The following is a 25,801-nucleotide window of genomic DNA, read 5'->3' as shown; positions in this document are numbered from 1 at the left end:
ACAATAAGTTATAAAACTGGCTGTGTTTTTGCAAACATTCTATTAACAAGCCTGTTTTACTTACGGCAAAAATTTAGGTTGTGAACACACTAGCTATTAGCAACCATCGGCAAAGAAGCCCGCACACAGTTATGCATAATGCGTATTTGTGGCGGGCTTTTTTGTTAATTGTATTTAAACCGTCACTTTAAGGAATGCCCTATGCAAACCTCGCAAAAAATACTCATTATTGGTAATGGTATGGTCGGACACCACTTTGTTGAGCAAATGCGCCAAAGCGATGCCAACGCAGACATTACTGTACTTTGCGGAGAAGCAAATCTTGCATACGATCGCGTGTACTTATCAAGTGTATTTGATGGTAAAACGGCTGCCGATTTAGCACTTACCACCCACGACAACTACAAACAGCTCAATATTAATGTGCATACAAGCCAGTGGGTTGAAGGCATTGATAGAACAGCAAAGGTAGTGACCACGCTAACGGGTGAGCAATACCCGTACGACAAACTTATACTTGCAACCGGTTCGTTCCCGTTTGTGCCGCCTATAAAAGGTAACGACCAACCCCATTGCTTGGTGTATCGCACATTAGAAGATTTAGAACAAATAAAAGCCAGTGCCGCTGTAAGTAAAAGCGGTGTAGTTATTGGCGGTGGTTTGTTAGGGCTTGAAGCTGCAAACGCGATTAAGCAACTAGGGCTTGATACCCACGTAGTAGAATTTGCGCCGCAGCTTATGGCTGTTCAGCTTGATGGGCAAGGCGGTACGCTACTAAAAAATAAAATAGAAAAACTCGGCGTAACGGTACATACATCAAAAGCGACCAGCGAAATAGTAAAAGGCGAAATGAGCCGCTTTAGATTAAATTTTTCGGACGAGACATTTTTAGAAACAGACCTAATTTTGTTCTCTGCCGGTATTCGCCCGTACGACCAGCTTGGCAAAATTGCCGACTTAGAACTGGGTGAGCGCGGCGGTATTATTATTAATAACCAATGCCAAACATCAGATCCTGATATTTTAGCTATTGGCGAATGTGCCCTGTGGGACAAAAAACTATTTGGCTTAGTAGCACCAGGTTACAACATGGCGCGCGTTGCAGCGAGCCAATTAAGTGGTGGCGAGCTTGAGTTTTTAGGTGCCGACATGAGCACAAAACTTAAGTTATTAGGCGTAGAAGTAGGCTCAATTGGCGACGCTCACGCCAAAACGCCAGACTGTAAAGAACTTATATACCAAGACGCTATTCGCGGCTGTTATAAAAAAATCATACTAAGTGAAAAAGGCGATAAATTACTGGGCGCTGTACTTGTTGGCGACACCAGCGATTACGATACTTTATTACAGTACATGCTTAACGACATAGACTTACCCGAAAATCCTGAGTGCTTAATTTTGCCAGACAGCGGTGGTGCGCCGTCGTTATCGGGCAGCGCCCTACCCGACACCGCCACTATTTGTTCGTGTCACAATGTGAGTAAAGGCGACATTGTAGGTGCAATTGATGGCGGCTCATGCGATTTAGCCTCGGTAAAATCATGCACTAAAGCAGCAAGTGGCTGTGGCGGTTGTGCCGCGTTATTAAAATCAGTTGTTGATAACGAATTAGCAAGCCGTGGTGTTGAAGTTAACAACCATGTATGTGAGCACTTTGCGTATTCACGCCAAGAACTACTGCATATGGTTAAAGTAGAAAGCATTAAAAGCTTTGATGACTTACTAACTAAACACGGCAGCGGTCATGGCTGTGAAATATGTAAACCGGCAATTGGATCTATTTTAGCCTCAACATGGAATGACTTTATTTTAGAGCCTGCCCATGTTGGCTTGCAAGACACTAACGATACTTACTTAGCAAATATGCAAAAAGATGGCTCGTACTCTGTTGTACCGCGTATTGCTGGTGGCGAAATAACACCCGACAAACTCATTGTAATTGGACAAGTAGCCAAAGACTTTAACCTATACTGCAAAGTCACTGGTGGTCAACGTATTGATTTATTTGGTGCACGCTTAGAAGAGCTTCCTGTTATTTGGGAGCGACTGATCGAAGCCGGATTTGAGACCGGTCATGCTTATGGTAAGTCTCTTAGGACGGTTAAATCGTGTGTGGGTAGTACGTGGTGTCGTTATGGTGTGCAAGACAGCGTTGGACACGCAATAGAAATAGAAAACCGCTATAAAGGACTGCGTGCACCGCATAAATTTAAAATGGCGGTATCGGGTTGTACCCGCGAATGCGCCGAAGCACAAAGTAAAGATATTGGCATTATAGCCACCGAAAACGGCTGGAACTTATACGTGTGTGGTAATGGCGGTATGCGCCCTCGACATGCTGATTTATTTGCGACCGATTTAGACACGCCAACACTCATTAAATACATTGACCGCGTGATTATGTTTTACATTAAAACGGCTGACAAATTACAGCGTACCTCGGTATGGATGGAAAACCTTGAAGGCGGTTTAGATTACCTTAAAAGCGTAGTTATTGACGACAGCTTAGGTATTTGTGACGAGCTAGAAGCGCAAATGGAGTTAATTACACAAACCTATGCCTGTGAATGGAAAAAAGCGATTGAAAGCCCAGATGCTGCCAAACGATTCCGCCAGTTTGTTAATAGCCCCGAAACCGACGACAACATTTTATTTGTGCAAGAGCGTAACCAAATTCGCCCTGCGACAGAAGCCGAAAAACGTGAGCAACGTAATACACAGAACCGTATTCCAGTAATGGAAGTTGAAGAGGAGCAAGCTGATGTCTTGGCATAATATTGGAACAATCGACAACTTAGTGGCTAATAGCGGCGTATGCGCATTAGTTAATAATCAGCAAGTGGCTATTTTTTACATTCCACAAAATCCAACGGCTGTGTTTGCCATTAGCAACTACGACCCGATTGGCAAAGCCAACGTATTATCGCGTGGCATTATTGGCTCAATCGACAATAAATTAGTTGTCGCATCGCCTTTATATAAGCAACACTTTTGCCTAGAAACAGGCGAATGTTTAGAAGCAGAAGCAATACACTTACCGGTTTTTAATGCAAAAATTGAAGACGGCAGTGTATTTATAAGCTCTGAACCAAAAGTTACAACAGCTGTGGCTTAGGGGAATATTATGAGTGTACTGTCTTATTTTTCGGGTATTGAAAACGTGTGGCTAAATAAGCTTGTTACTAAGCTAACAAGCTCAAATGATCGCAGTGCTAAAAGCGGCAACGTTTATATAATTGGTGCGGGCCCAGGAGACGCAGAGCTAATTACGGTAAAAGCGCAGCGTTTAATTAATACCGCCGATGTTATTTTATACGATTGGTTAGTAAGCGATGATTTATTAAAAACGCTTCCTAAAAAAGCGCAGCGTGTATTTGTAGGTAAACGTGCTGGTAAGCATTCGATGACCCAAGCTAACATTTGCGAACTACTGGTTAAATACGCGCAACAAGGCTTAAACGTAGTGCGTTTAAAAGGCGGTGATCCGAGTATATTTGCACGTATTAACGAAGAAGCCGATGCGCTTACCAAGCATAATATTAATTTTGCTATTATTCCGGGTGTTACAACGGCTTGTGCTACTTCTGCTTATACGGGTATTCCGCTCACTGCACGCGATGTAGCGCGTAGTGTTACATTTTTAACGGCGCAGTTTGCCGATCCTAACAAGCAACCTCATTGGCAAAATTACGCGTTTATGCCTGCAAACAACAACCCCACTTTAGTGGTTTATATGGGGCTTTCGCGCTTACAAACGCTAAGCAACGGTTTGCAATCAGTGGGCTGGCCAAGTAATACACCCATTGCACTAATAGAGAATGCCACTACCACTAAGCAAAAAGTAATTACCAGTACGCTTGAGCAAATAGTAAGTGAGCATGCTAAACATAACTTCCAAGGTCCTACCCTTATTATGATTGGTGAAGTAATAAATCATAAAATGGCAATTAGCCCTGAGTTATTAAACAGTATAAATGTTAACGCATGATACAAAATGAATAATGCACTTTTCGCGCTTACTACCTCCCCAGGAGTAGGCGCTTTTTTTGTTTTTAATTTGGGTTCAAGTTGTGTGCAATAACATGTTTAAATGCACCAAATAAGTTAAAAGTAATGGTAATTTAAATTATAGAAACACAGTGACAAACAAAAACAACACTTTAAGCAATTGTATTAGCTTGATTTTAAATTCAATGATGAAATTTATTAATGATTGGAACAGTGGTTGCACTTTAAAAACAAAAAAGTGTGGAATAATACCAATGGCGACAAGCAATCCTCTCACAAAACAGTTTTTATTAGCAGCAAAGTATCAAGAAATACACGCGCTAAAGCAATTACAAAACAGTTGTGCCTCGCTTACTAAATTAGGCGATTTTGTACATCAGTTACAAAAAGAACGCGCAATGAGTAATATATTTTTGGCCTCAAATCGAGAGCGATTTAAAACCCAATTACAAGAACAAATCCCTTTAAGCGACAGCGCACAAACTGCATTTTATGATTCTCTTAAACAAACATTTATAAACGACAACGCCGATACTGGCCATACTCGGTTATTTAATTTAATTACCTATAGCTTACAAGCACTCGATGCATTACCGGTATTGCGCAAGCAAATAGCACAACAAAACATTAGTGCGGTACATGCTACGCAGTCATTCACTCAGTTAATTGCTAGTTTACTCAATATTATTTTAGAGGCAGCTGATGGCGCAAGCGATCCCAAAATAACGCGCTTATTAGTCGCATTTTTTAATTTTATGCAAGGTAAAGAATACGCAGGACAAGAGCGTGCCTGTGGTGCACAAGCATTTGCAGCGAGTAAATTTACCACAGAACAAAAACAACAACTCGCGCATTTTGTACAAGAGCAAAACCACAGCTTTGACTTTTTTAATGAGTACGCCGATGCGCACCTTTTAAAATGTTTTGGCACACTAACAACGCATCAGGTTAATAATCAGGTAGAGCAACTTAGAAGTTTACTGCAAAAGCTCGATGACGAGAACGCTCAACCGCTCTCGCAACTAAGCGAAGTATGGTACGAAGTAACCACTACGCGCATAGATATAATGCACAAAATTGAACAAAATATAGCAGATCAGTTAATTGATACCGCAGCTATGCAAATAGCCTGTGCTCAACGTAGCTTAAATACAAATAAGCAGGTACTTAACAATATGGTAGAGCAACACATAGCCCCTACTTTTGGCCAATTAGCCGTTAAGCAACCAGAGCCAGAAGTGAGCCAAAACATAGCAGCCGATAAGCTCAATAGTAATAAAAGTATGTACGATTTAATTATCGAGCAAAGCCAACATATTAAACAAATAAACCAAGCGTTACTTGACGCTAAAAAAGTAATTAGTGAGCAAAAGGTAATTCACCAAGCCAAGTACATACTTATTGAGCAGTTAAAGCTCACTGAAGAGCAAGCCCATAAACAGCTACAAAAACAAGCAATGGATACGCATAAAACCTTATTTAGCGTAGCGCAAACAATTATACAAATGAGCGATTAAATATGCTGTTTTTACTTGGGCATGTTGATCTTTGGTAAGAACACTACCCAACATAATACTTATTTATTCAGTTATAAATTTCACGATCAGACTTAGTTTTACCTTATTAGAAAATAGATTCATAAGCTACTGACTATAATAAGGTAAGGCTTTAATTTGGCGTTAATTTATAAAGTGAATAATTCAACACATTCAAAATAATCAACTACAATAAGTTAATCATTTGTTGCATCTCATTTTAATGAGGCATATTTATTTAATACTGTTGTAGGAGTTTGAATGCCCAATGTAGAGAGTTATTTAGAAGGTGTATCATTAATAGATGAGCAGCAATTAACGACTTCTCTTGATAATGACATTCAAACAAGCTTAAAAAGCTTTGCTGAGCTAATTTTAAACATTTTTGATGCAAGCTCATTCTCTATTGTTGCTAACCTGCCTCAACGTGCTGTCGAGCTATATAAATCAGGTTCAAAAATAACAGTAGCTAAAGAGCAACTATCTGATGACGTTTTTAATGAATCGATTATCGAGCATGCTCCTAAAATATTTAGAGTGGTATCACCTATTATTTTGCCCTCAAACCTTAAATTTGGATGGTTGGTATTCGAGCGAGCAAGTGATTCACTACTTACCGAAAAAGAAAAATTAATCTTAAATAGTTTACAAAAAAACTTTGTTAATCAGTTAGTCCAACGTAAAAATTCATTAGATAAAATAAACAGTTCTAAGTTTCACTCAACAATTAGCGAGCTAAAAGAAGACGAAACTGAAAAAGATCGCCTAATCAAAAAATTACAAAAAATGAGCGATGAACTAGATGAATTTACCAGTATTGCTTCACACGATCTCAAGTCACCATTAAATGCTATAAAACGTTTATTAGAGTGGATTTATGATGATTGCAAAGATTTACTCCCTCAAGAGCACCTAGAAAACTTTCAGCTTGTGCTCAGCCGGGCTAATAGAATGCAAGTACTGCTAGAAGATTTACTAAGCTACTCGAGAATAAATAGCTGTGATTCAACTCATGCAAACATATCTTTAGAAAGTATTTACCAAGATATAGAACAAATTTTAGAAGTTTCACAAGCTGTCACTGTTGATATACACGCCAATAACGAAGTACTCGATATACCGCTGATCCCTTTTAAAATTGTTTTTCAAAATCTTATTAGTAATGCAATAAAACATAACAATAAAGAGCACCCGGTTATCGATATTTCACTTATCCCCTCTAATCAATATTACATTATTGAGATAACAGATAATGGCCCTGGAATTGACCCTAAATATTTTTCACTCATATTTAAGTTATTTCAGACATTGCAATCTCGAGATGATGTTGAAGGGAGCGGCATTGGACTCTGTATTGCCAATAAGCTCATTATTAATTATGGGGGCAAAATTGAAGTAGCCTCCGATGGGGAACTTGGCAGTACATTCACTATTTTTTGGCCCAAAGTTTAACTATGAAATTATCAATTATAAACGAGCATCATGTAGATGCTGCTCTTAGAAGGAACTTATGAATATTTTAATTGTTGATGATGACTTAGTTGATCGCAAATTAATTAAAAAAATGCTTATTTCTGATGGCTCTCATCATCATGACATTACCGAGGTAACGTGCGTATCCGAAGGCTTGAAAGCCATTGAAGACACGCACTTTGATATAATACTACTCGATTATAATATGCCTAAAGAAGATGGCATTGAAATGCTAATTGAAATGCGTGCAAAGCCTAAACTCGGTAACACCGCAATTATCATGATTAGCTCCTCAGAGAACTCAGCTTTGGCTATTGAGTGTATAGAAGCAGGCGCTCAAGACTTTTTACCAAAAGGTGATATAACGAGGGATAGTTTAAATAAAGCGCTTATATATGCCAAAAAACGCTTCGAGGCAGAACAACGTATGCACAACAGTTATCTTGCTGTAAAGCATATGGCAGAACGGGATCAGCTTACTGGTTTGTCTAATCGATATCATTTTGAAGAAATACTAAAAGTAATGATAGCTAACAATAAACGTGCTAAAAACTGCGTGGCGTTACTTGCTTTAGATTTAGATAACTTCAAAAATATTAATGATACGCTTGGGCATAGTGTTGGCGACGAAATTTTAATACAAACAGTAGAAAGGATTCATAGTTGCCTGAGGCAAAACGAAGGATTTGCACGCTTAGGAGGCGATGAATTTGCAGTTATAATAGGTGGAATTTGCAATATTAATCAAATAGGTATGATAGCAAATAGAATTTTAGCTGAAGTTTCTAAACCCTTTTTGCATGAAGGCAGAACTTTAAATTGCAGTGTTAGCATTGGAAGCGCCATATACCCAAATGATGCTACTGAATCTCATGAACTGCTAAAATGTGCTGATATTGCAATGTATCGCTCAAAGCAAAGTGGTAAAAGTAGAATAAGCTTTTACAAAGAGCAATATCAATATGAATTTAGTCGTCGGGTAGATATTCAAAATAGTATAAAAGAGCATATAGAGGAAAAAAACTTTAGGCTATTTTATCAACCTGTTTATTGTTCAAAAACACAAATAATGACAGGTGTCGAAGCCCTTATCCGTTGGCCAGATACAACCGTTAATTATACCCCCGATGAGTTTATTCCTATTGCTGAAGAGTGCCGATTAATAGCCCCTCTTGGAAAATGGATAATTGCGAGTGCTTTAAAGCAGTTATCTTTGTGGCAGAAAGACTATCAAACGCCGTTAACTCTATCTATTAATATTTCACCGATACAGCTGCAAAGAGAAGTTTTACAAACGTATCTATTAGAGACGGTCGAAAAATACAATTTAAAAACCAGTAGTATTATTCTGGAAATAACAGAAACAGCTTTTATGGAAAACAGTAAAGAAGTGATTGAAATATTAACTTCTTTGTCTAATAAAGGGTTTAGGATTGCTTTGGACGATTTTGGTATGGGTTATTCATCCATATCTCACCTTATTTCCTACCCTATTGATATAGTAAAATTAGACAAAAGCATGCAATCGTTAGGTGGAGAAAATAATAAGCGATTAAAAATAATCGAGAGCTTATCTTTAATGCTGAAAAAACTAGATTTTTCTGTGGTAGCTGAAGGAATCGAAACTGAAACCCAGCATCAGCTGTGTAAAAAATTAAATATAGACTACTTACAAGGTTTTCTCTTTTCAAAGCCTATGCCTGTAAACGAAATTAATTTGCTGCTCGATGACTATAGTAAAAAATAAGCCTTTAATAAATAGGTTATTTTGAGCCTTTGTAAAATTAAAACTTAAATCAAACACCTTTATAACCTTAAGCTAAAAACCTTTGGTTTGTGCCACATACTCAAACTAAAGGTTCTCCAATTGGCACAGCCTAGTGGGTTAAAACTTAAAACACATGCAAATCAGCTGTGTTTTTCCAAATGCTGACCGATGACAGCCAATACTTTTTCTTTTAACTCTGCTGCCTGAAAGCTTCCTTTTACAAGGTAACCTTTAACAAAATCGTGTGACATTATAATCTTTTTTTCTTCTTCTCTTTCTGATGAGCTAAACATCATAACCACACAAGAGCTGATTTCTATCATCTTCCTCAGTTTAGAAAACTCTTCTAAAAACTGAATACCATTGACTCTTGGCATATTGATGTCCAAAAATATGAGTATTGGAGGAAATCCATCAGGGTACTCTTTTCTGTTAGCTTCATAATTTTCTAGAAATTCTAATGCTTCCTGGCCATCTTTTTTTTCAAAAATTGTAAGATCTAATTCAGCCTCTTTAATTAATCTTTTAAGAATATACCGGTCAACTTCATTGTCATCGACAATTAATATAGGGGGTTTAATTTTTGTCATGTTAGCTTATCCATTGGTATTATTATTTTAAACGTCGTACCTTCATCAGAGCTTTGCAGTGATACTTCACCATTTAAATACTCAATATGTTTTTTAACCAGCGCCATCCCTAAACCAGAGCCTGTGCTCGCCTGTGCATGAAATCGCTTAAACATATCAAACACTTCACTTTGATGCTTTTGTGGTATTCCCATTCCGTTATCTGTAACAGTAATAAAAAACGTCTCTTGCTCATTAAAAATGTCACAGCGGACATAAGGCGAGTCTTTATTTCTGTCGTAATACTTCAACCCATTTGATATCAAATTTTCAATAATTTGAGCAAAACGTGCTTTTTCCGACCTTATAGGTACTGATAGATTAATTGTTGTTTCGAGCGTACAAGGATTATCTTTCATGAGCCAAGACAGTCGTTCTTTCATATCAGTAATTAACTGATTAAAGTCAATTACATCTTTATCTTCATTACCAATTTCAGCTTTGGCTAACAATAAAATATCAACAACAAGTGTTTCTAACTTTTCCATTTGTTGATAAATAACCAGTGCATTTCGGCTTGCCTCCTCTGTGTCTCCCGCTTTTATATCTTCGATAACAAAATGCGCTAAGGATTTAGCCCCTGACAGCGGTGACTTCAGGTCATGGGAAGCCCGATAAGCAAACTGGGCAAGCTCATCATTTGCTTGCTGCAGGGAAGCTGTTTGGCTGTTTATAATCTCTTTGAGTTCAATACTGTTTTCAATATTTAAAAGATCATTTTTAATTCGCTGTCTGGCCGCGATAACGAGTGCTTTTAATTCACCCGACGTTTTTATATCAAGTTCATCGTCCAGATTAATATTGTTTTCGGGCTTACTTGATAAAAGTAGAGTTAGATTTCGAATAGAGCTCGATATTGTGCGAGAAAGATAACTTATAAAAAGAATATTAAAAAAAGATATGATTATAACAAGTGGAATTAACGTCATTAGTATAAACGATACTGTTTTTCTAATTGGTTCCTCAAACAGCTCCGTATTTTTATTAAAGCCACTTAGCGAAGTATTAAGATTTAGTAAAAAAGCGTCTCTACTAAGTTCCCCCTTTTTATACTGATTAACCGACAATAAGGCTTTATCAGCAATTTCAATATCGTTTTCACAGATTGTTAATGTATGATCTGTGTTAATAACTTTCATAACAGCATAATTTAACGGGTTTATTTGTTCAATACATTCAATAGGTTGCTGCCTAATTAACAATATATCCGACTCAATGGCATTTATATCTATGGGGATATCATTTTCTATTTTTTTAACTGACTTGGTAAGTTGATGTGTATACTTTAAATGAAGAAAGTTAAGTTGATGAAACTTAGCCCCTTTAGCTATTTCAAAAGCTGAGTAGACAGTAATACTTATCTCTGCTGCAGTTAATATTACAATAAGCATCAGTTTTCTTGAGATATTCATATACGACACCTATTTTAGCTACTAACCCAAAAATCTTTAAATAACACTATAATAATTATAGTATTTATAACCTTAGGTATAGCAGATTTTATCTTTTTTACTAGCTCCTCTATGAATAACAGTTGATATTTAGCTTTATTCACTTTTAATAAAAAGATCCTTTATTAGTTTTTTGCCACTATAAAGCAAACTTGGGTAATATTACGCCTCTAAAAGTACTGGTGCATTGGCAAATACACCAGTAGCTAAATACAAAACTTTGTTAAGTCATCCCATATTTAAAAAGTGTATTAACATGCAGCATTTTTTGAATGAAAAATATAGGCTCGTGTGTGGTCGTACACTAGGTTAAAAGTAAAAGCGTAAAGGGTTATAAAAAAAGTTACGCCGATATCCATTATTAATGCTTCCCATAAGCCTACGTTTAAAATGCTCGCCATTACGGGAATAGTAAAAACAAGTAACCCGCCTTGAAATAAAATCACGTGAAAAATACGGAATAATACAGAACGTTGCTCTTTTGCACCGGTAGCTACTTTGTCAAAAAACCAATTAAAAACAAAATTCCAACACATCGCAATCGTTGCAATTATAATCATAGTGCCTGATAAAGCCGATATTGCATGCTCTGTAAATACAGCCAAACCAATAATCGACAGCGTTACCGCTAATACTTCAAACAAAACAGCCTGAAACATCCTCTCTAGCGACCCCATTTTTGCATCCATAATTAACCCCTTTTACGCCAAATAATTAAAGAAAATAATAGTGACATAATTTAATTATTTGCAAAGTTAGTAGCCATCACCTTTAGTGATAAGATGAGCAAATAAGTACTCACCTTTAAGTTGAATGATATGTATAGTTTTGAGCAACTAAAAATTTTTGTAACCGTGGTAGAAACAGGATCTTTTTCGGCAACAGCCCGAAAGCTTAACCGTGCACAATCGGGAATTAGCCAAGCTATTTCTAATCTTGAAATAGCGATTAATCAAACATTGTTTACGCGTAATAAAAATATACCCAGCTTAACGATCAGTGGTAAGGCATTGTTACCTGTCGCATACTCTATACTTCATCAGCAAAAGTATTTTGACCAAAAAGTAGATGCATTAGCAAAAAATTATGAGCATGAGGTAATTATAGCTATTGATGAAAGCCTAAATAATCAAGATATTTTAAAAGTGATTGCCCCACTTGCTGATCAGTTCCCGATTACTAATTTCGAAATAATATCGACAACAACTGACGATGTAGAAAACTTAGTAAAAATAGGAAAAGCACAAGTAGGTATCATTTATAGTGATGGGGAACTAAAAGTTGATATGGATTTTTTTCTATTAGGTCAAGCTCGATTTTTAACGATTTCATCACCAGAACACCCGCTTGCAAAGCTAAAGGCTGTAACAAGCAATGATTTAAAAGCCCATAGGCAATGTGTTCATCGCAGCCTTAGCCAAAAAGAGTTATGGTTTAGCTACGCAATTAGCTCTAGAATTTGGTACGCAAATACACATCAAACCCTTATCGACTTAGTAGTTCAGGGTATTGGTTGGGCGCTTGTACCCGAGTTTGCTATTAAGAGGTATATAAACCAAGCTGAAGTGGTAACGCTACCCGTTACTCATGAACAAGGCGGTTGGCTTACTCCTGTGGGATGCGTTGTTTCAAGAAGCCAATCAACAGGACCTGTTCTTCAAAGTTTAATAAATAGGTTGCAGCAACACTTTTTAAAGAGTGATAGCGCGGGAATAAAACAGTTTTAAACTGCTTTATTCACTTTTAATAGCAAGCTTCTTCTTTAGCTTTTCTTGCCACTCTACAGCAAGCTCTGGCAAAGTTAATGCTTCTAAAAGTATGTCTTCATAACCTACGTATTTTTTATCAAAAAATGCCTGGAACAGTTTTTTAACTGATATGTCGTGCGAGGCTTTCTTCTCGATAACAACACTATCACCCGTTTTTGCAACGCCTTGCTCTAGTACCCTAAAATAAACGCCAGTGCAGTAATGCTGCGTAAACAGTTTAAGACTGTTTTTATTATTAAGGGCGATAGCGAGTTTAAAACAGGGTACACGAGGCTGGCTTACTTCAAGCAGTGCAGTACCAATTCGAATATGGTCACCTATGTGTATATTCGCTTCATCAAGGTCAGAAATCGTGAAGTTTTCGCCAAAGGCACCTACTGCCAAATCATCATTCTCGAGGGTTTGTTTCCAATACTCATAATGATTGTGAGAAAAAGCATATACCGCTTTATCTACCCCGCCGTGATTAACTAAATCAGCTTGCTCGTCACCTATAATGTTTAGCTTTTCAATCACTACAGGTTCGTTAGTTGGGGTTTTGAATATTCCCGTTTTCACCTCTTTACCATTATGAATAAGAGTTTTAATTTTAGAGATATTAGTCGAGATGATTTTCATTGCAATACCAACGGATGAGGAAGTAAAGATTAATTATGCAGGTTTTAAAATTATTATAAATAAATTTAAGCAAAAAAATGACCGCTCAAGACTAGGGCGTGTTTATCTTTGTGGATTGAAATTTATTCAATCTAGGGGCGATTAAATCGCGGCGCGAGGTTTGTAACCTAGTGGGCTAAGTAAAAACCGAGCAACAAAGAGTTAATCGTCCCTAGAAAGAACCCAGAGGGCAGCGCATGTTTGGTATTTATGCTGCGTTATCGCCCATTAATGGGGAATAACCACACTACATAGGCTCTGCCTTGCCTAAAAACCAAACATACTGCTGTAAATTCAACCACCAAAGTTCAACACGCCCTAAGCAGTCATTTCACAATATACAGTTTTTATTATTCTGCTTGTTTTAAAAAATACGTTTCGGCTAGTCCGTTATGTATTCCAGCTAAGTCTATTTGTATTTCATCGATAAAGTCATGCAACAGACCATTTTTAAGTACTCGTACGTCTTTATTTTCTAACTCAACAATTGCATTATCAATTGATTTAATAATTTCTGTTGAGTTTGGCAAAGGTAAAACCAATGCTTTTAATTCATTCATACAAAATAAAATAGATCGTGGGAATACTTTGCTGTGCATCACAAATTCTATTACATCAGCACGCTGTACTCTAACGCCCATTTCTTGGCGATACATTTGATAAGCACTTAACGAACGCAATAAACTGATCCACTGAATATTATCAAACGGCTTCACTTCTTCTTCATTAGTAATTAACGTAGCAGAGCGAATATCTAAAATTCGCGATGTCATATCTGCGCGCTCTATAATCGAACCAAAGCGGATAAAAACGTAGCCCTGATCATGATTAATTGTGGCATCTAACGCCCCAAATATTTGATGGGCTGAATCTATAATCTTTTTTAAATAATCAAAACGTCCGCGCTTTGTTATCCCTTCTTTTTGATTATCTTTTACATAATAATAAAGAGAGTTAATTTCTTCCCATACATCTCGAGGTATTACATCGCGGATTGTACGCGCGCTTTCTCGTGCCGAGGTAATAGAGTTTAAAATTGACGAGCTGTTATCACTACCAACAAGTAAATACCTTAATGCTTTTTGTTCAGTAAAATCAGTATGGTTTTCTGAATACGCTTTACGCACACCAATAATATCAATTAATGGCTCCCAGCCAGTACATACGCCTTTGGGTAAGTCCATCATCAGTAAATTGTTAACGTTGATTAAACGAGCTACATTTTCCGCACGCTCAATGTATCGAGATACCCAATATAATGTTTCGCCTACTCTTGATAACATATTATTTAGCCTCTTCGTCAACAATCCAAGTATCTTTACTGCCACCACCTTGTGATGAATTAACCACCAAAGAGCCTTTAACCATAGCAACACGCGTTAATCCGCCAGTGGTAACTTGCGTATCTTTACCTGATGATAAAATAAACGGTCTTAAATCGGTATGTCGACCATCTGGTTTATTACCATCAAATGTTGGTACTGTTGATAAATCTAATGTTGGTTGAGCTACCCAGTTTCGTGGGTCCGCTTTAATTTGAGCAATACACGCTTCTTGTTCTTTTTTAGTCGATTTAGGACCAATTAATAATCCATATCCGCCAGATTCATTTGCTGGTTTAACAACAAGCTTATCGATATTTTTAATCACATGGTCGCATTCTTTCGGGTCTAAACATTTGAACGTTGGGACATTAGCAAGTTTAGCTTCCTCGCCTAAGTAGTACTTAATCATCTCAGGTACATAGGCGTAAACTACTTTATCGTCAGCAACACCTGCGCCTGGTGCATTAACTAAAGCCACATTACCTTTAGACCAAGCACGCATTAATCCAGGAACGCCAAGTTGGGATTCTGGTAAAAAGGCTTCTGGGTCTAAATACAAATCATCTATACGACGATAAATAACATCAACTCGTTGTAGCCCTGTGATTGTTCTCATGTATACACAGTCATCTTTTTCAACAACTAAATCGCGCCCTTCTACCAGTTCGCAACCCATTTCTTGGGCAAGGTAACAATGCTCAAAATAAGCGGAGTTAAATACCCCAGGAGTAAGTACCACGACTTCTGGTTTATCTTGTGGACGAGGCGACATTGCCGCTAGCATATCAAATAATTGTGAAGGGTAATCATCAACAGGTAAAATCGACACTTGCTCAAATAATTCAGGGAATACACGCTTCATTACAGAGCGATTTTCAAGCATATAAGATACACCAGAAGGAACACGCAGGTTATCCTCAAGCACATACATTGTACCGCTGCCATCGCGTACTAAATCTGAGCCACAAATATGCGCCCATATTTTATTTGGCGGGTTTATTCCCACGCATTGCTGGCGAAAGTTAACTGATTTTTCTAGTAATCCTTTTGGAAAAACACCATCTTTTATTATTTTTTGGTCGTGGTATAAATCATCTATAAAAAGGTTAAGCGCTTCAACACGTTGCTTTAAACCAACCTCTACGCTTTGCCATTCTTTTTTACCAATAGTTCGAGGGATAATATCAAACGGCCAGGCTCTATCAATCATATTACCTTCGTTGTAAACCGTGAAAGTAATACCCATTTCTTTAATAGCTAAATCAGCAACCGCTCTGGCTTTTACTAATTCTTCGCCCGATAAATTAGCAAAAAATTGTGCTAATTGTGTTCCATGCGATCTAACGTTTCCTTGTGCATCAATTAATTCATCAAAGAAACCTTTTGTTTGGTACGCTTTCCAATCAATTTTCATACACTCTTTCACCTTATCCATCATCATATATGACGTAGTTAAACTGCTATTCCATTCGAATCATATCAACCGCTACATCAAGCAGTTGACTACCGCCACCAAATACCACTCCTTTTAAAGGAGTTACGTCAGAAAAGTCTCGCCCTACGGCTAGAGTAATATGCTGATCGCGTGGTAAAACATTATTTGTTGGATCAAAATCAACCCAACCAAAGTTTGGCACAAATACCGCAAACCATGCATGAGTTGCATCTGCACCTTCTAGCTTTTCTTCGCCTTCTGGCGGCATGGTTTCTATGTACCCACTTACGTATCGACCTGCTAACCCTACGCTGCGTAAGCATGCAAGCGCAAAGTGTGCAAAGTCTTGGCAAACGCCCCTTTTTTGTGCAAAAACAGTGCTCAAAGGCGTACTAATTGTTGTAAAACCAGGATCATAATGAAATTCATGAAAAATCCGTGCCATTAAATCTTTGCATGCAGAAATTATATTTTTGTGTGCATCAAACGAAATTAATGCGTATTCCTTAATTCCTTTATCTATTGGAATAAGCTGTGAAGGTAGTACAAATTCAGACGTTTTTAATAATTCCGCTGTATTTGGTTTAACCAATAAATCACGTACTTTTCGCCAAGCAATATCAACGCTCTCTAAATTACTATTAGCGCCGACTAATAGTTCTACCTCGCTGATCATCGTTACTTTAAGTTTTTTATGCTGTATTGCTATTTCAAACGCTGTTACCTGATTATTAAAATAATCAGTAAATGTTTGTAAGTAAGTCGGTGTAGGTTCAATTTCTACACGACTACTGTGGCATATTTGCCCGCGATTCGTTTTTGGCGTTAATCGCGCTTGGTTTTGACACAAACTAACAAAGTCTGAATAGTTGTATGTAGTCGAGTGCTTTATTTTATATTTCACGATTGAGCTTGCTCAATATTAGTCCAGTTCAATTTATTTGCCGTTTGGGTATGAGAAAAATACTGTAGTAATAATACATCACAAAATGTATCTAAGTTCATACGCGTATTATGGTTAAATTCGATTAACTGGTTACGTTGTCCATTTTCACTTTTTTGTAGGTAATCTTTCTCAGTTACATAACAACTTGTTTTAGACAGTAAAATTGCTTTTTCGTGTGCCGCAATTACGCCTTGTCTGCGTTTTGTGGGTAAATGCTTACACAACTTATTAATTTCCTCTAACTGAAATAATAAAGAACGTGGGTATTCAGCATCTAAAAGTAATAGCTCAAGCCCTGTACCAATGGTTTGATACATTCTGTATCGGCGCTTATGCGTAACTAAACTAACTTGGCAACTTAGCACGGCTTCAAGTAAGCCAAGCTCTTCGGGCTCGTCTAACTCTTTGGTTAATAAAGCTGCACTTAGTGATGTAATTTGTAAGCTACGCTCTACTCTTCTGCCCATTTCGAGTAAAAACCAGCCGTTACTATTTGGCATACAATCTGTAATCGAGCCATTAAAAGCCATAATTGAGCCTATAACTCTATCTAGGCTGCTTTGCATTGCACGCGTTGGAATATTAATATTTACATTTTTAAATACTTTAATTTGCTCATTAATATCATCAATTATTCGGCGGCTATCATGAGATAGTAATTCTTGAATTTGCACCGACGCATTTGCAATGTACTTTAATGTATTAATAATACTGCCAGCGCATTGCTCGTCTGCAAGGAGTTGAAAGGCGGTTTCTTTAGACAGATTTACATCAATGCCATCTAGTTTTAAATCAGGTTCTATATAGGGATAAACAATATATTGCGACCTAATGGCATTAGAAAGCCGTGCAACTATACTTTTTCGTATTGAATCTGGGTAAACAGAAAACTCGGTGTACTTGTCTATAAAAATACGCAATATACGTATGGTGTTTTCGCAGCGTTCTAAGTATCGGCCCAACCAAAAAAGGTGCTCAGCCGTACGGCTCGAAATAACCCCTTCGAGTAGCGTTACATCCATTCTTTTTCTAATTGGCACCGGTGGATTATGCTCGCCTAAATCAACTCTATCGGCTGTATTTATCCATGTATCTTTGATCCAACCAGATATTCTCGGATTGTTACTTTTTTCGTTCGAAAAACACAGTGCTGAAGGAAGTACTTCTACGCCATTTTCTGTGGTTAATGCATAACACCTAAACACCACTGGCTTGGAGATTAATTGCCCGTCATGCCAAAATGGTGCACTGCTAAAGGAAGGCTTTTCTTGGAAAAAGTAATTATCGGGTTCTTTGCTAATAAGTAGCTTTATTTCTTGCTCGTCTAGCACTCCATCTAACTTAAGTGTAGGGTCTATAGCAGATAGTAGTTCGAGGTTATTCCAATCAATGGCTTGCGCTTCTTTTACACTTAAGTAATTTGGCTCACCTAACAACAGCGGTTGTTTTAAAATTTGCTGCGATAACTTTTCTAAGTTGCATTTTATTGAAGGTGACGAGAGCACACCACTACCAAACGGGTTTAAAACCTTAACCGACCCTTGTCGTACAGATTGTAATAAGCCCGGAATACCATGAAGTGAATATTCAGTTTGCTCTAAAGAGTCAATACAACGATCAGAAACCCAGCGTAAAATGACATTAATTTTACCCAAGCCTTGTAACGATTTTAAACAAACGTCACCACCACGTACGGTTAAGTCGGCGCTTTGTACTAACGTGTAGCCAAAGTAGGTAGATAGGAATGCATGCTCGTTGTAGTTAGGGTCATCAATTCCTTGGGTGAGAATTACAATTCGTGGGTCATCCATATAATGGGTATATTCATTAATACCCTCTTGGAATAAATTTAAAAATTCTTTAATTTGCTGAACATTACATTCGGCAAATTCTTCAGCCATTACACGCCTTGCAATAATACGGCTTTTAATTAATAGCCCTAAGCCTAACGGGCATTGGCAGTGATCGCTTAGTACTTTAAATTCGCCTGTTGGCGTGCGGTAAACATCTAATGCAGTAAAAAAAAGTGTTAATTCATTACTAGGTAAACTAAAACCTTCGCGTAAGTAATTAGGGTCTTGAAAAAGCTGCTTTGCAGGAATATGACCATCAACTAATAGTGTTTGGTCACCGTAAATATCTTGCTGAATTTTATTTAATAAAAGGGTTCTTTGTTTTATTCCCTCTTCAAGCAACGCCCAATCGGCTTTAGATAACATAAATGGCAATGGGTCAAAATGCCACTGCTTATTGCTTTCATTTTTAATATTGCCATTTTGTAGCAATTGGCTAATTTCTGTAGCGCGGCTACTAACATCATCTGCTGTTAGACTAGCTAAACGCTTAAATAAAGTATCCCAATGGTCTGGGTTTAAACCACTGTGGTTTGCTAGTTCATCATGTCCATGTGATTTATCAAGGTATAAAGACAACCACTCAGGCAATTCCGGCATCGCGTTATTGTTAATATACAAGCTGAAAGCGCTCCAATTTATAGTAAATAGCCGTGTTCATAATGATGCTTTAAAAATATTTAGTCATTCCACTTTAAATAATTTCAAAGTGGAATGACACAACTATCAATTATTATTTAAAGTTAGGCTGCCTGCGTAAATCCAAGGTATTTGGATAATCAGGATTACTACTTTCTTCATCAGGTACCACGTATTCACTTGCGCTTTGCGCCGATTGAAAACTATGCGTAACCGCCGATGGGCTCCAGCTTGGTTCTGCTGATGCAAGTAACGATGGTGTATGCCCATGCTCCCAAAATCTTGCAACTCTGCGCCCTTCGGCTTCAAATGCATTAACCGGTAGTGTTTCAGGATTACGACCTCCAGCATGGCTCACATGATATACAAAGCCTCCAACTGAACGACCTTCCCACGTATCAATTAAATCAAAAACTAATGGAGCATGTACGCCAATAGTTGGGTGAAGCGCTGTAGGTGGTTGCCAAGCTCTGTATCGTATACCCGCGACCATTTCATCTTTTGCTTTACCTTTAACCGGTTTAAGCGGCACTCTTCGACCATTACACGTTACAACATAGCGATCGCTCATTGTTCCTTGTACTTTTATTTGTACTCTTTCTAATGACGAATCTACATAGCGCGCCGTACCCGACGCACTTGCCTCTTCGCCTAGTACATGCCAAGGCTCGATTGCGGTTCTAAGCTCAAGTGTTACGTTATCAAGTTCTCGCGTGCCACATACCGGAAATCTAAATTCAAAAAATGGATTTAACCAACTTAACTGAAATTGAAAACCTGCCTGTTGTAAATCGCGGCTTACTTCAGCTAAATCGTTTTCTACATATTGTGGTAATAAAAACTTGTCGTGTAACTCTGTACCCCAACGTATTAATGGCTTGTGGTAAGGTTTTTTCCAAAACCAAGCAAGTAAAGTACGCAACAGTAGCATTTGCACTAAACTCATTTGTGAATGTGGAGGCATTTCAAAACCTCTAAATTCTACAATCCCTAAACGACCTGAGGCTGAGTCGGGTGAATAGAGCTTATCAATACAAAACTCTGCTCTGTGTGTATTACCCGTTAAATCCACTAATAAATTACGCAGTAACCTATCAACTAACCAAGGTTCAGGCACCTCACCTTCGGGCATATGCGAAAAGGCAATTTCTAGCTCGTATAAAACTTCATCACGGGCTTCATCCACTCGCGGCGCTTGGCTTGTAGGACCAATAAAAAGCCCCGAAAATAAATACGACAAACCAGGATGATGCTGCCAATAGGTAATAAAACTTCTTAAAATATCAGGTCTGCGTAAAAATGGGCTTTGCTCAGGTGTTTCGCCACCAAGCGTTACGTGGTTACCACCACCAGTACCAGTATGGCGACCATCTGCCATAAACTTATCGGTACCTAATCGGCATTCTTTTGCTAAACCGTATAACGTTGTAGTTCGACTGACTAATTGATCCCACGATGTTGAAGGATGAATATTTACTTCAATAACACCTGGATCTGGCGTTACAGCGTATTTTTCTACGCGGCTATCTTTAGGTGGGCTATAGCCTTCAATAACAAGCGGCATTTTAAGTTCTTTAGCCACACTCTCTATACTACTTATTAAACCCATGTAATGTTCAAAATGACTTGTTGGTGGCATAAATATATATAAACGCCCCTCTCTCACTTCCATTACAAGCGCAGTTTTAACCATTTCTTTACCAATAAAGCCCTTTTTAAGCTTTTTAGCTTTGGTAAAATTTTCTGGAATATCAAATGGGTCGCGGTCAATAATATTGCCGCTCCACTCAAGGCTGTCTAAAGGTAGGCGATAACCAAGTGGTGATTCACCCGGTAATAAAAAACAATGACCCCGTTTAAACTCCCACGTACACGACTGCCAACAGTTTTTACTATCGTTCCATTTTAAAGGTAGAACATAGCCAACAGGCTTTTCTATGCCTTTATCCATTTTAGCTAAAAAGCCTTTTCGGCTCATTGCATGGAGAAGTTCTGGTTGATCTGGCTTTATTTCGGTAGGTAATGAGGCTTCTTGCCACATGTGATATAAAAAATCTTCATAAGCCGTAGTAAGTGCCTTGGTTTCAAGACCAAGTGAGTCACACAGTTTATCAGCAAACTTTTTAGTATCAGTATGATCAAATTTATAATCTTTATTAGGATCGGCTAATAGTGCAGCATCTTGCCATAAAGGCTCGCCGTCTTTGCGCCAATAGCACGCATATTGCCAACGTGGTAATGGCTCACCCGGATACCATTTACCTTGTCCGTAATGAGTAAAGCCACCTTTTGTGTATACTTTATTCATTTCTACAAATAAATTTTGAGCTAATATTCTTTTTTCTTTACCATCGGCATCAGTATTCCACTGAGGATGTTCCATATCGTCAATAGAAATAAACGTAGGCTCGCCACCCATAGTTAAATGTATGTTTTCTTCATTGTAAACATTGTCAACGTGCTGACCTAAGCGGTTAATTGCCGCCCACTGCGCCTCAGAATAAGGCTTAGTAACACGTGGGTCTTCGTGTACACGCGTTACTTTATTATAAAAGCTAAACTCCGATTTACAGTCGTCTATACCGCCGGTTACCGGCGCTGCCGAGCTTGGCTCTGGCGTACACGCCAATGGAATATGACCTTCACCAGCAAATAAACCCGAGGTAGGATCAAGCCCTATCCAACCTGCACCCGGAATATACACCTCGGTCCATGCATGCAAATCGGTAAAGTCTTCTTCTGGACCACTTGGACCATCTAGTGATTTTTGATCTGAGGTTAGCTGTACTAGGTAACCCGATACAAATCGAGATGCCAACCCTAAATGACGAAACAATTGTACTAACAACCAAGCAGAATCACGACACGAACCTGTTTTTTTACTTATTGTTTCGTTTGCCGTTTGCACACCGGGTTCTAAACGAATGCCATAACCTACTAATTCATAAATAGCTTGATTAACAGCCACTAAAAAATCAACGCTTCTAAGCGGCTCTTTAGGGTTTAAAGATTCAATTAATTCTTTAAATTTTGGACTGGCTTTGCGTTTTTTTAAATAAGGAGTGAGTTCTGACTTTGAAATAGCATCGTAAACAAACGGGAAGTTTTCGGCGTAATCTTCTAAAAAGAAATCAAAAGGATTAATAACCGTTAGTTCGGCGACCAAATCAACTGTAAAACTAAATTCGGTAGTTGGCTTGTTAAACACCACCCTCGCTTGGTAATTACCAAAAGGGTCTTGTTGCCAATTTATATAATGATCTTCTGGAACTATTTTTAAAGAATAACTTTTAATTTTTGTACGGCTATGTGGCGCTGGACGTAATCGGAATATATGCGGCCCCATATTAACTGACCGATCGTATTTATACTGAGTATGGTGCGAAATCCCAACTGTAATTGTCATCTATTAATTCCCCTTTAATAATGTATGGCCACAATATAACGCTGAAAATATTATTTGGACTAATTCACTTGTGCAATTTTTATACCAAAAGACTTGCTTAAGTAGTACTGTTCATCCACTCGCGGCTCTTGCACAAAGCAACGTTATGCATAAAGGTTTTGACCTAATTAATAGGAAAAACACACCAATTCAATAAATAGTAAACTTAGTGTAATTTAAACCATCAATTTTAGATTTTTAATGGTGCAGAAAATGCACCAAAATAGTGCTTTAAAATAACTTACAATTAAAGCTAATTAATTTAAAATATTGAAATAAAACAAATAAAGTTAATTTTTCAAAATACTTACTCCGTTATTTATAACGCTAAACGGTTATAATTAAAAGTATTTATTTAGAGTTTAAAAATCATTAAAAATAATCATTAAATAGTAAGAAATAGTTCACAATAAAGCTGCTGTTAAAGTAAGTAACGGTGCTATACTAGATCGATTTTTAACCGCTTACGTTACAGTAAAACTAACAATCTCGATGAGATAAAACAAGCAACTTTTAATACAAAGATGCTTGTTTTAAAGATTAGTTTTACAGTGGTGTGTTTTAATTTCAAACAAAACAGAACACGTCCAATTTGAAAAACCAACACATCTCACTAACCTGTTAATTTTTCATTATCATCAATGCTAAAGGTAATGCAGCACTAGCGTATTTTCAGATTTTTTAAATCAACCCAATCTACCTAATAGGATATTTTCTTATGCAAAAGCTAACAGATGTCGGTGAAAACTTAGTTAATGGTATAGCATCTCGTTATAACCTCAGTCACGATGCAGTAATTCACATGTTAGTTAGCGTTAATAACGGCGGTTGCTCAATGGCACAGTTTAATTGCCCAGAACTTGGTGGTTCTGGTCAATGGATGCGTGGCGGAATGACAATGGTTGGCGACATGTTTAACAACGGTTTAAAATCAACCGTTGATAACTTGTGCAACGAACTTGCTAATATATTGAGCAATAACCAAATATTTCCGGTTATTCCTGCAGGAACGCCTGGCAGCAATCAATGGTGGCCAGGTAATCTAGGCAGCCCATTTAGCAGTGGTGCGCAAAATAATATTCGCTACGCTATATTCCCTAATCGCTTAGCCGTTGAATTAAATGGACAAGTGAGCGTATACGACACGTTAGATCATAATATTGGTGGTGTAAGCCAACAGCAAGGCAATAATACCTCTCTTACATTTAACAGTCAGTGGGGGACAATTAATGTAAATACCCTGCCATTAATTTCAGGGCAAACGCCAACGCCTCCAGAACCTCAAAAAGATTTTACGCAGCAAGTAACGCAGCCGAATTTTGCATCGTTAACACCAAACCAAGTTGAAGCACCGGCTAATAATACTGTGGGGCAATACTCGGTAGACGAAACACTTCAAATTATTGAAAAGTTAGCACAACTTCGCGACTCTAATGCGTTGAGTGATGATGAATTTAATATTAAAAAGTCTGAACTTTTAAAAAGGATTTAACCACTATCCTCCAATAGCATAGCGCTAAGTAAAAGTGGTTTATACGGTCTCTTTTTTATTCGGTAACATATGAAAACATTTAAATGTAATTGCACAGATCAACTTATTTTATTTTTTGAAAGCAGCCATTGTTTGGCTTGCGGTAGAACCGTGGGTATTGATGATGAGTTCGACCAAGTTGAACCCTATGAAATTGATGAGCAATCGGGGTTATTTTACAAAGCAGAAGCGCCTGAAGTTTTTTATAAAAAATGTGATAACAACGCTCAGTATCACGTATGCAATGGTATGGTTAATTTAGACACATTTATACCTGTTGCCGATAAAGACGAAGTGCTGTGTTTTTCGTGCCGCTTTAATGAAACGGTGCCCGATTTAAGTATTGTTGAACATATTCCATTATGGAAAAAAATGGAGACAGCAAAACGTCGCGCTTTGTATACATTAAAGTCATTATCACTCCCTTTAAATACAACGATTCAAGAACCTGAAAGCGGATTAAGCTTCGATTTTATAGCAGACCGTAACGTAAGCGATCACTTTGTAAGCCCTATTATAGGTCAGGACGTTGTATTTACAGGACACGATTGCGGGCATATCACTATAAACCTAGCTGAAGCAGACGACGTAGCACGCTCTCAAGCTAAAATAGCAATGGGTGAGCGTTATCGGACTTTACTTGGTCATTTTCGCCATGAACTTGGTCATTATTATTTTGATCAACTAATCGCAAATTCACCAAAAAAACATACTTTATGTAAGCAATATTTTGGTGATGACGAATTAGATTACCAGCAAGCGCTCGATACTCATTACAAGCAAGGTGCGCCAGCTAACTGGCATGAAACCTTTATTAGTGAATACGCTACTATGCACCCTTATGAAGACTGGGCAGAAACATGGGCGCATTACATGCATATTATCGATACGCTTGAAACAGCCAAAAACTTTTCAATTACAGGCTCAACAACGGGTAATGAGTTTGAATTAGATGAAGCAGACGAGCTTCGATTGCCACAAAGTGCTTATTACTTTAATTCACAAACATCGATTGATGCTATTTTAGATACTTGGATGGAATTTTCGATCATTCTAAATTCACTAAATCGCAGCATGGGACTTGCCGATGCCTACCCATTTGTACTTACTCAAGCGGTGCGAACTAAGTTATCTTTCATCCATCATGCCATTCATAACAGGCTCAATTTAATGCCTGATTTGAGCATTGGAAAAGTGTAATAAAATAAGCTCAGTCCAAAAAACATTTTAATAAAGAGCCATTTATTCTTGCTATGACTTTTCATGCATAGGTAGGTGGCTTTTTTATGATGAGAAAAAAGCCGTAAAAATAGTATATCCCCAACTTTCTCGCTGAA

Annotated in this window: 18 protein-coding genes; 9 read left to right on the top strand and 9 right to left on the bottom strand. The window is 37.8% G+C overall.

The window, feature by feature from the left end:
- Window positions 1–201: 201 nt before the first annotated feature.
- The 6 genes from nirB to I6F50_RS00445 all read left to right on the top strand — a co-directional run bounded on the left by nirB (window position 202) and on the right by I6F50_RS00445 (window position 8,763).
- Complete coding sequence (gene nirB / locus I6F50_RS00470; RefSeq protein WP_197175020.1) at window positions 202–2,775, top strand: nitrite reductase large subunit NirB; 2,574 nt, start codon at window positions 202–204, stop codon at window positions 2,773–2,775.
- The gene (gene nirD / locus I6F50_RS00465) at window positions 2,762–3,115 is read left to right on the top strand and encodes a nitrite reductase small subunit NirD (protein ID WP_002959861.1); all 354 of its coding nucleotides are present in this window, start codon (window positions 2,762–2,764) and stop codon (window positions 3,113–3,115) included. The genes nirB and nirD overlap by 14 nt, the downstream gene beginning before the upstream one ends.
- Before the next feature lie 9 nt (window positions 3,116–3,124).
- Window positions 3,125–3,988 (top strand): uroporphyrinogen-III C-methyltransferase, encoded by an 864-nt coding sequence (cobA, locus tag I6F50_RS00460; RefSeq protein ID WP_197175019.1) that lies wholly within the window; start codon window positions 3,125–3,127, stop codon window positions 3,986–3,988.
- 274 nt (window positions 3,989–4,262) lie between these two features.
- Complete coding sequence (locus tag I6F50_RS00455; RefSeq protein ID WP_007585210.1) at window positions 4,263–5,525, top strand: nitrate regulatory protein; 1,263 nt, start codon at window positions 4,263–4,265, stop codon at window positions 5,523–5,525.
- Window positions 5,526–5,804: 279 nt separating this feature from the next.
- A complete protein-coding gene (locus I6F50_RS00450) occupies window positions 5,805–6,995 on the top strand; it encodes an ATP-binding protein (RefSeq protein ID WP_197175018.1) in 1,191 nt (396 codons plus the stop codon).
- Between the two features lie 58 nt (window positions 6,996–7,053).
- On the top strand, window positions 7,054–8,763 hold the full coding sequence (locus I6F50_RS00445; protein WP_197175017.1) for a GGDEF domain-containing response regulator: 1,710 nt from the start codon (window positions 7,054–7,056) through the stop codon (window positions 8,761–8,763).
- A gap of 161 nt (window positions 8,764–8,924) precedes the next feature.
- On the opposite strand, the gene I6F50_RS00440 is transcribed toward I6F50_RS00445, so the two are convergent.
- The 3 genes from I6F50_RS00440 to I6F50_RS00430 all read right to left on the bottom strand — a co-directional run bounded on the left by I6F50_RS00440 (window position 8,925) and on the right by I6F50_RS00430 (window position 11,553).
- Window positions 8,925–9,374, bottom strand: a complete 450-nt coding sequence (locus I6F50_RS00440; protein WP_010552557.1) for a response regulator — start codon at window positions 9,372–9,374, stop codon at window positions 8,925–8,927.
- Window positions 9,371–10,825 carry an ATP-binding protein gene (locus I6F50_RS00435; protein ID WP_197175016.1) on the bottom strand — a complete coding sequence of 485 codons (1,455 nt, stop codon included), beginning with the start codon at window positions 10,823–10,825 and terminating at the stop codon, window positions 9,371–9,373. The genes I6F50_RS00440 and I6F50_RS00435 overlap by 4 nt, the downstream gene beginning before the upstream one ends.
- Window positions 10,826–11,115: 290 nt before the next feature.
- The gene (locus I6F50_RS00430) at window positions 11,116–11,553 is read right to left on the bottom strand and encodes a PACE efflux transporter (protein ID WP_007585216.1); all 438 of its coding nucleotides are present in this window, start codon (window positions 11,551–11,553) and stop codon (window positions 11,116–11,118) included.
- Between the two features lie 129 nt (window positions 11,554–11,682).
- Here I6F50_RS00430 and I6F50_RS00425 point away from each other — a divergent pair, with 129 nt between their 5' ends.
- Window positions 11,683–12,591, top strand: coding sequence for a LysR family transcriptional regulator (locus I6F50_RS00425; protein WP_024593784.1), 909 nt, complete (start codon window positions 11,683–11,685; stop codon window positions 12,589–12,591).
- A gap of 6 nt (window positions 12,592–12,597) precedes the next feature.
- On the opposite strand, the gene I6F50_RS00420 is transcribed toward I6F50_RS00425, so the two are convergent.
- From I6F50_RS00420 to I6F50_RS00395, 6 genes are all read right to left on the bottom strand, one after another.
- Window positions 12,598–13,251, bottom strand: coding sequence for an MOSC domain-containing protein (locus I6F50_RS00420; RefSeq protein WP_101163847.1), 654 nt, complete (start codon window positions 13,249–13,251; stop codon window positions 12,598–12,600).
- A 389-nt stretch (window positions 13,252–13,640) separates the two neighbouring features.
- Window positions 13,641–14,573 carry an alpha-E domain-containing protein gene (locus I6F50_RS00415; protein WP_165721829.1) on the bottom strand — a complete coding sequence of 311 codons (933 nt, stop codon included), beginning with the start codon at window positions 14,571–14,573 and terminating at the stop codon, window positions 13,641–13,643.
- Window position 14,574: 1 nt separating this feature from the next.
- Window positions 14,575–16,029 carry a circularly permuted type 2 ATP-grasp protein gene (locus I6F50_RS00410; RefSeq protein WP_197175015.1) on the bottom strand — a complete coding sequence of 485 codons (1,455 nt, stop codon included), beginning with the start codon at window positions 16,027–16,029 and terminating at the stop codon, window positions 14,575–14,577.
- 46 nt (window positions 16,030–16,075) lie between these two features.
- The gene (locus tag I6F50_RS00405; protein ID WP_024590933.1) at window positions 16,076–16,954 is read right to left on the bottom strand and encodes a transglutaminase family protein; all 879 of its coding nucleotides are present in this window, start codon (window positions 16,952–16,954) and stop codon (window positions 16,076–16,078) included.
- Window positions 16,951–19,470, bottom strand: coding sequence for a circularly permuted type 2 ATP-grasp protein (locus I6F50_RS00400; protein WP_024593781.1), 2,520 nt, complete (start codon window positions 19,468–19,470; stop codon window positions 16,951–16,953). The genes I6F50_RS00405 and I6F50_RS00400 overlap by 4 nt, the downstream gene beginning before the upstream one ends.
- A 112-nt stretch (window positions 19,471–19,582) precedes the next feature.
- Complete coding sequence (locus I6F50_RS00395) at window positions 19,583–22,894, bottom strand: DUF2126 domain-containing protein (protein WP_197175014.1); 3,312 nt, start codon at window positions 22,892–22,894, stop codon at window positions 19,583–19,585.
- A 757-nt stretch (window positions 22,895–23,651) separates the two neighbouring features.
- On the opposite strand from I6F50_RS00395, the gene I6F50_RS00390 reads away from it, so the two are divergent.
- Together I6F50_RS00390 and I6F50_RS00385 are read left to right on the top strand one after the other, a co-directional pair.
- A complete protein-coding gene (locus tag I6F50_RS00390) occupies window positions 23,652–24,425 on the top strand; it encodes an SHOCT domain-containing protein (RefSeq protein ID WP_007585227.1) in 774 nt (257 codons plus the stop codon).
- Window positions 24,426–24,494: 69 nt separating this feature from the next.
- Window positions 24,495–25,664 carry a putative zinc-binding metallopeptidase gene (locus I6F50_RS00385; protein WP_197175012.1) on the top strand — a complete coding sequence of 390 codons (1,170 nt, stop codon included), beginning with the start codon at window positions 24,495–24,497 and terminating at the stop codon, window positions 25,662–25,664.
- Window positions 25,665–25,801 lie beyond the last annotated feature (137 nt).

Source organism: Pseudoalteromonas sp. NZS127_1, from assembly GCF_015864295.1.
GTDB lineage: Bacteria > Pseudomonadota > Gammaproteobacteria > Enterobacterales > Alteromonadaceae > Pseudoalteromonas > Pseudoalteromonas arctica.
Note: the sequence above shows the minus strand (reverse complement) of the source record. Positions and strands in the feature narration are given on the sequence as shown.

Excerpts from the sequence above, each read along its gene's own strand:
- I6F50_RS00420 (WP_101163847.1), bottom strand. The coding sequence starts at position 13,251 with ATGAAAATCATCTCGACTAATATCTCTAAAATTAAAACTCTTATTCAT.
- I6F50_RS00455 (WP_007585210.1), top strand. The coding sequence starts at position 4,263 with ATGGCGACAAGCAATCCTCTCACAAAACAGTTTTTATTAGCAGCAAAG.
- I6F50_RS00430 (WP_007585216.1), bottom strand. The coding sequence starts at position 11,553 with ATGGATGCAAAAATGGGGTCGCTAGAGAGGATGTTTCAGGCTGTTTTG.
- I6F50_RS00425 (WP_024593784.1), top strand. The coding sequence starts at position 11,683 with ATGTATAGTTTTGAGCAACTAAAAATTTTTGTAACCGTGGTAGAAACA.
- I6F50_RS00445 (WP_197175017.1), top strand. The coding sequence starts at position 7,054 with ATGAATATTTTAATTGTTGATGATGACTTAGTTGATCGCAAATTAATT.
- I6F50_RS00410 (WP_197175015.1), bottom strand. The coding sequence starts at position 16,029 with ATGAAAATTGATTGGAAAGCGTACCAAACAAAAGGTTTCTTTGATGAA.
- I6F50_RS00395 (WP_197175014.1), bottom strand. The coding sequence starts at position 22,894 with ATGACAATTACAGTTGGGATTTCGCACCATACTCAGTATAAATACGAT.
- I6F50_RS00435 (WP_197175016.1), bottom strand. The coding sequence starts at position 10,825 with ATGAATATCTCAAGAAAACTGATGCTTATTGTAATATTAACTGCAGCA.
- nirB (WP_197175020.1), top strand. The coding sequence starts at position 202 with ATGCAAACCTCGCAAAAAATACTCATTATTGGTAATGGTATGGTCGGA.
- cobA (WP_197175019.1), top strand. The coding sequence starts at position 3,125 with ATGAGTGTACTGTCTTATTTTTCGGGTATTGAAAACGTGTGGCTAAAT.
- I6F50_RS00450 (WP_197175018.1), top strand. The coding sequence starts at position 5,805 with ATGCCCAATGTAGAGAGTTATTTAGAAGGTGTATCATTAATAGATGAG.
- I6F50_RS00415 (WP_165721829.1), bottom strand. The coding sequence starts at position 14,573 with ATGTTATCAAGAGTAGGCGAAACATTATATTGGGTATCTCGATACATT.
- I6F50_RS00385 (WP_197175012.1), top strand. The coding sequence starts at position 24,495 with ATGAAAACATTTAAATGTAATTGCACAGATCAACTTATTTTATTTTTT.
- I6F50_RS00440 (WP_010552557.1), bottom strand. The coding sequence starts at position 9,374 with ATGACAAAAATTAAACCCCCTATATTAATTGTCGATGACAATGAAGTT.
- I6F50_RS00390 (WP_007585227.1), top strand. The coding sequence starts at position 23,652 with ATGCAAAAGCTAACAGATGTCGGTGAAAACTTAGTTAATGGTATAGCA.
- nirD (WP_002959861.1), top strand. The coding sequence starts at position 2,762 with ATGTCTTGGCATAATATTGGAACAATCGACAACTTAGTGGCTAATAGC.